The sequence below is a fragment of the Streptomyces sp. NPDC056169 genome (assembly GCF_042268445.1).
In the GTDB taxonomy this organism is placed as follows: domain Bacteria; phylum Actinomycetota; class Actinomycetes; order Streptomycetales; family Streptomycetaceae; genus Streptomyces.
In genome coordinates this window covers 26,337-36,150 of record NZ_JBHJUO010000023.1, presented here as the reverse complement: position 1 = coordinate 36,150, position 9,814 = coordinate 26,337, and the positions used below count along the sequence as shown (strand labels likewise).

The window sequence follows — 9,814 nt, the reverse complement described above, 5'->3', positions numbered from 1 at the left end:
TTACTTGTTCTCCTCGGTGCGGGTGTGGGTGACGGCGGAGTCGTTGCCGCCCAGAAGCAGGTAGAGGACCGCCATGCGGATCGAGACGCCGTTGGCGACCTGCTCGATCACCGTGCAGCGGTCGGAGTCGGCGACCTCGGCGGTGATCTCCATGCCGCGGACCATGGGGCCGGGGTGCATGACGATGGCGTGCTCGGGCATCCTCGCCATCCGGTCGCCGTCGAGCCCGTACCGGCGCGAGTACTCGCGCTCGGTGGGGAAGAAGGCGGCGTTCATCCGCTCGCGCTGCACACGCAGCATCATCACCGCGTCGGACTTCGGCAGCACCCTGTCGAGGTCGTACGAGATCTCGCAGGGCCAGGTCTCGACGCCGACGGGGACGAGGGTCGGCGGGGCCACCAGGGTGACCTCGGCGCCGAGGGTGTGCAGCAGGTCGACGTTGGAGCGGGCGACCCGGCTGTGCAGGACGTCGCCGACGATCGTGATGCGGCGGCCGTTCAGGTCCTTGCCGAGGCCCGCGTCGCGGCCGACCAGGCGTCGGCGCATGGTGAAGGCGTCCAGGAGGGCCTGGGTGGGGTGCTGGTGGGTGCCGTCGCCGGCGTTGATGACGGGCGCGTCGATCCAGCCGGAGGTGGCGAGGCGGTACGGGGCGCCGGAGGCGCCGTGCCGGATGACGACCGCGTCGACGCCCATGGCCTCCAGGGTCTGCGCGGTGTCCTTGAGGGACTCGCCCTTGGAGACGCTGGAGCCCTTGGCCGCGAAGTTGATCACGTCGGCGGAGAGGCGCTTCTCGGCGGCCTCGAAGGAGATCCGGGTCCGGGTGGAGTCCTCGAAGAACAGGTTGCAGATGGTCCGGCCGCGCAGCGCCGGCAGCTTCTTGATGGGCCGGTCGGCCACCCGGGCCATCTCCTCGGCGGTGTCGAGGATCAGGACGGCGTCGTCGCGGGTGAGGTCGGCGGCCGAGATGAGGTGACGCATCATCGGGTTTTCTCTCCGTGGTGGGGAGGCATGGGGGCATGCGGGCGCGCAGGGGTGTGCCCCCGTGGCCCCGCGGGGAAGCCGGTCCGGCTAGGAGGAGGTCTGGGAACCGAGCAGGACGGTGTCGCGACCGTCTTCCTCGGCGAGCTGGACCTTGACCGTCTCCCGCAGCGACGTGGGGAGGTTCTTGCCGACGTAGTCGGCGCGGATCGGAAGTTCGCGGTGGCCGCGGTCGACGAGGACCGCGAGCTGGACGGCGCGCGGCCGGCCGATGTCGCCGAGGGCGTCGAGGGCGGCGCGGATGGTGCGGCCGGAGAAGAGGACGTCGTCGACGAGGACGACGAGGCGGCCGTCGATGCCGTCACCGGGGATCTCGGTGCGGCCGAGGGCGCGGGCCGGCTTCAGCCGCAGGTCGTCCCGGTACATGGTGATGTCGAGGGAACCGACCGGGATCTTGGTGCCGGTGATCGATTCGAGCTTCTCGGCGAGCCGGCGGGCGAGGAAGACACCGCGGGTCGGAATGCCGAGGAGAACCACGTCGTCGGCGCCCTTGGCGCGCTCGACGATCTCGTGGGCGATGCGGGTCAGGACCCGCGCGATGTCCGGGGCCTCTAGTACGGGCCGGGCGTCACCGCTGTGCTGCTGAGTGTCCATGGGAAACGGACCTCCTTCTCCGCCTCACGGGACGGCTCTTAAAGGACGTCGGATTTGCGCGGCCAACTCTACCAGGGGGGTGCGGTCGCGCCTCCGACGCCCCCGCCGCCACCCCGGGCGGCGTCCCCCGGGAGGGGGCGGTACGGACCTTTCGGCTTGACGGGCGAGCGTAACGCTGCGTAACCTCACAGTGAGTTACCAGCCGCGCGGCGCAGCCGCATGTCGTCACAGCGTCCGGGAGCGTTATGTCCAGCGAATACGCAAAGCAGCTCGGGGCCAAACTCCGTGCCATCCGCACCCAGCAGGGTCTTTCCCTCCACGGGGTGGAGGAGAAGTCCCAGGGCCGCTGGAAGGCCGTCGTGGTCGGCTCGTACGAGCGTGGTGACCGCGCGGTGACCGTGCAGCGTCTCGCCGAGCTCGCCGACTTCTACGGGGTGCCGGTGCAGGAGCTCCTGCCGGGCACGACCCCGGGCGGGGCCGCCGAGCCGCCGCCGAAGCTGGTCCTGGACCTGGAGCGCCTCGCGCACGTCCCCCAGGAGAAGGCCGGCCCGCTCCAGCGCTACGCGGCGACGATCCAGTCGCAGCGCGGCGACTACAACGGCAAGGTGCTGTCGATCCGCCAGGACGACCTGCGCACCCTGGCCGTCATCTACGACCAGTCCCCCTCGGTCCTCACCGAGCAGCTGATCAGCTGGGGCGTCCTCGACGCGGACGCGCGCCGCGCGGTCGCCCACGAGGAGAACTGACCCTTCCGCTGCCCTTCCGAGGCACCAGCAGAAACGTACCGCCGGGCCCGTGGACGTCATCCGACGTCCGCGGGCCCTGTGCTTTCCCGGAGGGCCTGTACGGGCCGCTCAGGCCCTCCGGGGCCTCGGCCGCCCCGAAGGGCGCGGACACGTCGAAGGGGCCCGCAGCGCGAGCTGCGGGCCCCTTCGACTGTCCACTGACGTCCTGGGGACGTACGGACTCAGACGTCCGCGTCCCGGCGCAGGCGCGGCTTCAGGTCCTTGAAGCGCGCCAGCAGGCCGTTGACGAAGTTCGGGGACTCGTCGGTGGAGAACTCCTTGGCGAGCTGGACCGCCTCGTCGATCGCGACCGCGTCCGGCGTGCCGTCCTCCCAGATCAGCTCGTACGCACCGAGGCGCACGATGTTCCGGTCGGCGACGGGCATCCGGTCGAGGTCCCAGTCCACCGCGTAGGTGGCGATGAGCTCGTCGATCCGCGCGACGTGCGCCGCGTACCCCTCGACCAGCTGCATGGTGAAGTCGGCGACCGGCGGCTGACGGTCGTCCGACCGCGCGAGCCGGACCTGGTCCGCGAGCACCTCCTGGACGGAGGCATCGCGCTGGTCGGCCTCGAAGAGGATCTGGAAGGCGCGCTTGCGGGCCTTGCTCCGAGCGGCCACGGTTAGCTGTTCACCCGGCCGAGGTAGTCGCTGGTGCGGGTGTCGACCTTGACCTTCTCACCGGTGGTGATGAAGAGCGGGACCTGGATCTCGTGGCCGGTCTCCAGCTTGGCGGGCTTGGTGCCGCCGGTGGAGCGGTCGCCCTGGACGCCCGGGTCGGTGTGCTCGATCGTCAGCACGACGGCGGCGGGGAGCTCGACGTAGAGCACCGAGCCCTCGTGCTGCGCGACGGAGGCGGAGAAGCCCTCGATGAGGAAGTTGGCGGCGTCGCCGACCGACTTCCGGTCGACGTGCAGCTGGTCGTACGTCTCCTCGTCCATGAAGACGAAGTAGTCGCCGTCCATGTAGGAGAACTGCATGTCGCGGCGGTCGATGGTGGCCGTCTCGACCTTCACACCGGCGTTGAAGGTCTTGTCGACGACCTTGCCGGACAGCACGTTCTTGAGCTTGGTGCGCACGAAGGCCGGGCCCTTGCCGGGCTTGACGTGCTGGAACTCGACGACGGACCAGAGCTGGCCGCCTTCGAGCTTGAGCACCATGCCGTTCTTGAGGTCGTTCGTGGAAGCCACGGTTGCGGAATCTCCTGGACTGACGTGGACCGTGGAGGCGTACGCGCCTTACAGCGCGAGCAGCTCCTTGGTCGTGATGGTGAGTAGCTCGGGTCCGCCGTCCGCCTCCTGGCGCACGACGAGCGTGTCATCGATCCGGACCCCGCCCCGGCCCGGGAGGTGGACCCCCGGTTCGACGGTGACCGGCACACAAGCGTCCAGTTTACCCATGGCCGAGGGTGAGAGCTGCGGGTCCTCGTCGATTTCGAGCCCCACGCCGTGCCCGGTGAGCGGCACGGCCGCCTCCGCGTGGCCTCCGGCGTCCAGGATCTGACGGGCCGCCCGGTCCACGTCGCGGTACTCGGCGCCCGGTGCGAGGGACTCGCGTCCGGCCCGCTGAGCGGCGAAGACGAGCTCGTACAGCTCGATCTGCCAGTCGGCGGGCGTCGTGCCGATGACGAAGGTGCGACCGATCTCGCACCGGTAGCCGCGGTAGTCGGCGCCGAGGCAGACGGAGAGGAAATCACCCTCCTCGACCCTTCGGTCGGTGGGCCGGTGCCGGCGGCGCCCGGAGTGCGGGCCGGTCGCCACCGAGGTGGCGAAGGCTGCTCCGTCGGCTCCGTGGTCGACGAGCCGCCGCTCCAGCTCCAGGGCGAGGTGGCGCTCGGTCCGCCCCACCAGGATCGACTCCAGGAGCTCGCCGAGGGCCTGGTCGGCGATCTCCGCGGCGATCCGCAGGCAGGCGATCTCGTCCTCGTCCTTGACGATCCTGAGCTGTTCCACGGCGCAGGCGAGGTCGGCGAGGTGGAGTCCGGGCGCGACGGAGCCCATGGCCCGGTGCCGGGCCACGGTCAGGTCGTGTTCCTCGACGGCGAGCGCGTCGGCGCCCGCCCGTCGGGCGAGATCGGCGGCCGCGACCGCCGGATCACCCCCTCCGGCGGGCAGGACCTGCTGCCGGAGCAGCTCGTCGAGCCGTCCGTCGGCCGGCTCGCCGCCGGGAGCGACGGGGCAGAGCAGGACGTCCGCGTCCGGCTCGGGGCCGATGAGCAGGACGGCTCCGGCGGGCGAACCGCCCGCGAGATAGCGGACGTTGGCGGGGCGGGAGACCAGGGCCGCCGGGCTGCCCGCGGCCGCGCAGCGATCGCGCAGCCGTACACGGCGGTCCGCATACACCTCTGACATGCTCCGAGCCTACGAGGAGCTCGGCGCGGCGGCCTGTTCTGCGCGGCCGACCGTGCGGGCGCCCCCGCCCTCCGGGCCCCGGAGGGTCACCAGGAGGGCGGGCTCGCTATCGCGCGGGCGAGGACGTCGTCGAGGACGCGTGCGGTGGTCTCGACGTCGTACGTGGAGTTGTCGATGATCGGCAGGCCGGAGCCGTACCAGCCGGCCATGCGGCCGTGGATGGCCGCCACCTCCTCGTCCGAGAGGCGCCGGTTGCCGCTGCGCTCGGCGTTGCGCTCCAGGACGATCTCCAGGCCCGGCAGGAGCACGACGGGCAGCAGACCGGGGCCGACGTGGCGCTTCCAGCCGCCGAGGCCGACGACGGGCCGGTCGGGGAAGACCGCGTCGTCGACGATGCAGGAGATGCCGTTGGCGAGGAAGTTGCGGGCGGCGAAGCCGCAGGTGCGGCGGGCGAGCCGGTACTGCGCCTCGGAGTGCTCGTTCCACCCGGACTGCGGGTCGGCGAATCCGGAGCAGACCCACTCGCGTACGTCGTCGAGGCTGATGTGCGCCGTGGGCACGCGGCGGCGCTGGGCCCAGTGGCGGGCGACGGTCGTCTTGCCGGCGCCGGCGGGGCCGATGAGCAGGACGGCGAGGGTCGCGGCGCCGGTGCCCCCACCGTGCTCCACGGGCGGCGCGAGGGGTGCGCTCACCGGCGGCAGCGGGACGTGGCCGGTGAAGTCCGCGCGGAGCGGCGCCTGGGCCGGGTGCTGCGGGGCGGCCGAGTGCTGCGGGGCCGGCGCGTGCTGCGGTACGGCTCCGGGGGCGCCCCAGCCCGGTCCGCCGGGGCCCGGCGCGGGCGGTGCGGCGTGGGGCGGCGGCGCGGGGTGCGGGGGCCGGGGGGCGCCCGCCTGAAGCGTGGGGTGCACACCGAGCCGGGACCCGGCGGTCTGCGCGGGGTACGGAGCGGCCTGCGGGGGCGCCGGAGGGACGGGCGGGTGCGTGCCCCGCACCCCGCTCCCCGGCCCGGAGACGGGCCCTGGGACCGGACCCGAGGCGAGTCCGGGGACAGGCCCCGGGACAGATCCCGGGACGGGTCCGGCGACGGGTCCGGCGACGGGCCCGGAGACGGCCCCCGGGACCGGCCCTGGCACGGCCCCTGCCACGGGTCCGGTGCCGGGCGCCTGGCCCGGCGACTGCTCGGGCGGTGGCAGCGGGCCCCCCACTGCGTGCTGCATCCGGTGCCACTCCGTCTCGTACGACTGACTGATGTATCAAGGACGCCGGAACGTTACCGCCCCTGCCCCCCACAGGGGGAACGGCCGGAGCGGGCCCGTAGTGCCCCGCCCCGGCCGTATCGCACTCACCACCGGGTCGGCCGACCGGCCGGACGGCCGGTCAGTCCGTCAGTTCCTCGGCCAGCGCCCGCAGGGCCAGCCGGTAGGAGCCGATCCCGAAGCCGGCCACCGTCCCGGTCGCCACGGCCGCGACGACCGAGGTGTGCCGGAACTCCTCCCGGGTGTACGGGTTCGAGATGTGCACCTCGATGAGCGGCGCCGTCCGCTGCGCGGCCGCGTCCCGCATCCCGTACGAGTAGTGCGTGAACGCCCCCGGGTTGAGCACCACGGGAACCGAACCGTCCGCCGCCTCGTGGAGCCAGCGGATCATCTCGCCCTCGTCGTTGGTCTCGCGGACCTCGACGTCGAAGCCCAGCTCCGCGCCGAGGGTCCGGCAGGACTCGACGAGCCCCTTGTAGGAGGTGGCGCCGTAGATGTCGGGCTCGCGGGAACCGAGCCGCCCGAGGTTCGGGCCGTTCAGCACGAGTACGGGTCGGGGGTCGGTCACACCGCCACCTCGCCGTACGCCGCGAACAGCACGGCCGGGTCGGGGCCCTCCAGGACGGCCGGCTTGCCGAGTCCGTCGAGCACGATGAAGCGCAGCAGGTCGCCGCGGGACTTCTTGTCGACCTTCATCGTCTCCAGGAGCTTCGGCCACTGGTCGCCGCGGTACGTGAGCGGCAGGCCGACGGACTCCAGGACCGCGCGGTGCCGGTCGGCGGTGGCGTCGTCGAGCCGCCCGGCGAGCCGGCCGAGCTCGGCGGCGAACACCATGCCGACGGAGACGGCGGCGCCGTGGCGCCACTTGTACCGCTCGTTCTTCTCGATGGCGTGGGCCAGCGTGTGGCCGTAGTTGAGGATCTCGCGGCGGCCGGACTCCTTGAGGTCACCGGAGACGACCTCGGCCTTGACCCGGATCGACCGCACGATCAGCTCGGCGGTGTGCGGACCGGCGGGCGTACGGGCGGCCTCCGGGTCCTCCTCGACGAGGTCGAGGATCACCGGGTCGGCGATGAAGCCGGCCTTGATGATCTCGGCGAGACCGCTGACGTAGTCGTGCACCGGCAGCGAGTCGAGCGCGGCAAGGTCGCAGATGACCCCGGCCGGCGGGTGGAAGGCGCCGACGAGGTTCTTGCCCTCGGCGGAGTTGATGCCCGTCTTGCCGCCGACGGCCGCGTCGACCATGGCCAGGACCGTGGTCGGTACGGCGATCCAGCGCACGCCCCGGAGCCAGGTCGCGGCCACGAAGCCGGCCAGGTCGGTGGTCGCGCCGCCGCCGACGCCGACGATGACGTCGGTCCGGGTGAAGCCGGTCTGGCCCAGCGCCTTCCAGCAGTAGGCGGCGACCTCGGCGGTCTTCGCCTCCTCCGCGTTCGGCACCTGGATGGCGACGGCCTCGAAGCCCTGGTCGGCGAGGTCCGCGCGGAGCGCCTCGCCGGTGCCGGCGAGCGCCTCCGGGTGGATCACGGCGACCCGCTTGGCCCGGGAGCCGATCAGGGCCGGGAGCTCGCCGAGCAGTTGCCGGCCGACCAGCACCTCGTACGGCTCGGTGCCCGCGCTGCCCGCGACCTGGATACGGGTCACTTCCTGGTCCGTCGTCATGCGTCCTTCTTCAGATCCAGTGCCGAGAGGACCGCGTCCGCGACCTCTTCGGGGGTGCGGTCGTCGGTGGTGACGACCACTCGTGCGACTTCGGTGTAGAGATGGCGGCGCGCCTCCATCAGCTCGCGCCACTGGCGGCGCGGGTTGACGGCGAGCAGCGGCCGCGCGGTGTTGAGTCCGACGCGGCGGACCGCCTCCTCGACGTCCATCGAGAGGTACGCGACGGGCAGTCCGGCGAGCAGGGCGCGGGTGTCGGCGTCGAGGATCGCGCCGCCGCCGAGGGAGAGGACGCCTTCGTGCGCGGCGACGGCCGCGCGGACGGCGTCCCGCTCCAGGGCGCGGAAGTGCTCCTCGCCGTCCTCGACGAAGACGTCGGAGATCTCCCGGCCCTCGGCGGCGACGATGTCGGCGTCGGTGTCCCGGTAGGGCGCGCCGAGCCGTTCGGCCAGGAGCGCGCCCACCGTGGACTTGCCGGAGCCCATGGGCCCGACGAGGACGACCAGCGGTCCGGCGGTCACCGGATGCGCAGGTTGTCGAGGTACGACTGCACGTTGCGGCGGGTCTCCGGGACGCTGTCGCCGCCGAACTTCTCGACGACGGCGTCCGCGAGGACGAGCGCGACCATGGCCTCGGCGACGATGCCGGCGGCGGGAACGGCGCACACGTCGGAGCGCTGGTGGTGGGCGGCCGTGGCCTCGCCGGTGACGACGTCGATCGTGGCGAGGGCGCGCGGGACGGTCGCGATCGGCTTCATCGCGGCGCGGACGCGCAGCAGCTCGCCGGTGGTCAGACCGCCCTCGGTGCCGCCGGAGCGGCCGGAGGTGCGCTTGATGCCGTCCTCGGTGCGGACGATCTCGTCGTGGGCCTTCGAGCCGGGCACGCGGGCGAGGTCGAAGCCGTCGCCGACCTCGACGCCCTTGATGGCCTGGATGCCCATGAGCGCGGCGGCGAGCCGGGCGTCGAGGCGCCGGTCCCAGTGGACGTGCGAGCCGAGGCCGACGGGCACGCCGTAGGCGAGGACCTCGACGACGCCACCGAGGGTGTCCCCGTCCTTGTGGGCCTGGTCGATCTCGGCGACCATCGCCTTCGACGCGTCGGCGTCGAGGCAGCGGACCGGGTCGGCGTCGAGCTTCTCGACGTCGGCGGGGGTCGGGTAGACGCCGTACGGGGCCTTGGCGGCCGCCAGTTCGACGACGTGCGACACGATCTCGATGCCCGCGGCCTCCTTGATGAAGGAGCGGGCGACGGCGCCGAGGGCGACACGGGCCGCGGTCTCCCGGGCGCTGGCGCGCTCCAGGATCGGGCGGGCCTCGTCGAAGCCGTACTTCTGCATGCCGGCGAGGTCGGCGTGGCCGGGCCGGGGCCGGGTCAGGGGCGCGTTGCGGCCCGTCTCCTTGAGCTCGGCCGGGTCGACGGGGTCGGCCGACATGACCTTCTCCCACTTGGGCCACTCGGTGTTGCCGACCATGACGGCGATCGGCGAGCCGAGGGAGAGCCCGTGGCGGACACCGCCGAGGAAGGTGATCTCGTCCTGCTCGAACTTCATCCGGGCGCCGCGTCCATACCCGAGGCGACGCCGCGCGAGGTGGTCCGCCACCAGCTCGGTGGTGACGGGGACGCCGGCGGGAAGACCCTCCAGCGTCGCGACCAGCGCGGGTCCGTGGGATTCCCCAGCGGTCAGCCAACGCAACCTGCTCAACGATGCTCCTCATGCTCGCGCCTGGGCACTGCGACGGCGCGGCCGGGTGCGCGGCCCGGGCACGCCGCCACCGATCCTCCCACGTCCGGGGCGACGACTTCGTCCCCGGTCCAACTATCGGACGCGGGTCTCGTCCTCCAGGACGGTCTCCGCGGCCTCCGGAGCGGTCTCCTCGGCCTCCGGAGCGGTCGCCTCCGCCCCCGGAGCGGTCGCCTCCGCCTCCGGAGCGGCGGAGGAGCGGTTCCGCAGCCAGGAGAAGAAGCCGTACACCAGGGTCGTGCCGAACAGCGCGAGCACGGTGCACCGCGCCCACAGGGGCAGCGAGCTGAAGAGCCCTATCCACAGATAGCGCACCAGGTCGAAGCCGATGTCCCACTTGGACGCCAGCAGCAGTTCCTCGCCCATGTCCCCCGCACTCCCCCTGTACGCC

The 9,814-nt window shown here is 72.7% G+C and carries 12 protein-coding genes; 1 reads left to right on the top strand and 11 read right to left on the bottom strand.

Annotated features, from left to right (window positions below):
* Both ACFC0G_RS32530 and pyrR read right to left on the bottom strand, forming a co-directional pair.
* The gene (locus tag ACFC0G_RS32530) at positions 1–981 is read right to left on the bottom strand and encodes an aspartate carbamoyltransferase catalytic subunit (protein ID WP_376410313.1); all 981 of its coding nucleotides are present in this window, start codon (positions 979–981) and stop codon (positions 1–3) included.
* Between the two features lie 87 nt (positions 982–1,068).
* Positions 1,069–1,632, bottom strand: a complete 564-nt coding sequence (gene pyrR / locus ACFC0G_RS32525) for a bifunctional pyr operon transcriptional regulator/uracil phosphoribosyltransferase PyrR (RefSeq protein ID WP_376410311.1) — start codon at positions 1,630–1,632, stop codon at positions 1,069–1,071.
* A gap of 245 nt (positions 1,633–1,877) precedes the next feature.
* On the opposite strand from pyrR, the gene bldD reads away from it, so the two are divergent.
* A complete protein-coding gene (bldD, locus tag ACFC0G_RS32520; RefSeq protein ID WP_015032294.1) occupies positions 1,878–2,378 on the top strand; it encodes a transcriptional regulator BldD in 501 nt (166 codons plus the stop codon).
* Positions 2,379–2,599: 221 nt separating this feature from the next.
* Here the strand turns inward: bldD and nusB are convergent, their stop codons facing one another.
* From nusB to ACFC0G_RS32475, 9 genes are all read right to left on the bottom strand, one after another.
* Entirely contained in the window at positions 2,600–3,037 is a 438-nt protein-coding gene (nusB, locus tag ACFC0G_RS32515; RefSeq protein ID WP_376410308.1) for a transcription antitermination factor NusB, read from the bottom strand.
* A 2-nt stretch (positions 3,038–3,039) separates the two neighbouring features.
* The gene (gene efp / locus ACFC0G_RS32510) at positions 3,040–3,606 is read right to left on the bottom strand and encodes an elongation factor P (protein WP_376410305.1); all 567 of its coding nucleotides are present in this window, start codon (positions 3,604–3,606) and stop codon (positions 3,040–3,042) included.
* 48 nt (positions 3,607–3,654) lie between these two features.
* The gene (locus ACFC0G_RS32505) at positions 3,655–4,767 is read right to left on the bottom strand and encodes an aminopeptidase P family protein (protein WP_376410303.1); all 1,113 of its coding nucleotides are present in this window, start codon (positions 4,765–4,767) and stop codon (positions 3,655–3,657) included.
* Positions 4,768–4,853: 86 nt separating this feature from the next.
* Positions 4,854–5,984 carry an AAA family ATPase gene (locus tag ACFC0G_RS32500; protein WP_376410300.1) on the bottom strand — a complete coding sequence of 377 codons (1,131 nt, stop codon included), beginning with the start codon at positions 5,982–5,984 and terminating at the stop codon, positions 4,854–4,856.
* Positions 5,985–6,144: 160 nt separating this feature from the next.
* Positions 6,145–6,591 carry a type II 3-dehydroquinate dehydratase gene (gene aroQ / locus ACFC0G_RS32495; protein ID WP_376410297.1) on the bottom strand — a complete coding sequence of 149 codons (447 nt, stop codon included), beginning with the start codon at positions 6,589–6,591 and terminating at the stop codon, positions 6,145–6,147.
* Complete coding sequence (aroB, locus tag ACFC0G_RS32490) at positions 6,588–7,685, bottom strand: 3-dehydroquinate synthase (RefSeq protein ID WP_376410294.1); 1,098 nt, start codon at positions 7,683–7,685, stop codon at positions 6,588–6,590. The genes aroQ and aroB overlap by 4 nt, the downstream gene beginning before the upstream one ends.
* Positions 7,682–8,203 (bottom strand): shikimate kinase, encoded by a 522-nt coding sequence (locus tag ACFC0G_RS32485; RefSeq protein ID WP_376410291.1) that lies wholly within the window; start codon positions 8,201–8,203, stop codon positions 7,682–7,684. Before ACFC0G_RS32485 ends, aroB begins: the two co-directional genes overlap by 4 nt.
* Positions 8,200–9,384: a chorismate synthase gene (gene aroC / locus ACFC0G_RS32480; protein ID WP_376410287.1), complete on the bottom strand. Its 1,185-nt coding sequence runs from the start codon at positions 9,382–9,384 to the stop codon at positions 8,200–8,202. Before aroC ends, ACFC0G_RS32485 begins: the two co-directional genes overlap by 4 nt.
* A gap of 114 nt (positions 9,385–9,498) precedes the next feature.
* Positions 9,499–9,789: a hypothetical protein gene (locus ACFC0G_RS32475; RefSeq protein WP_376410284.1), complete on the bottom strand. Its 291-nt coding sequence runs from the start codon at positions 9,787–9,789 to the stop codon at positions 9,499–9,501.
* Positions 9,790–9,814 lie beyond the last annotated feature (25 nt).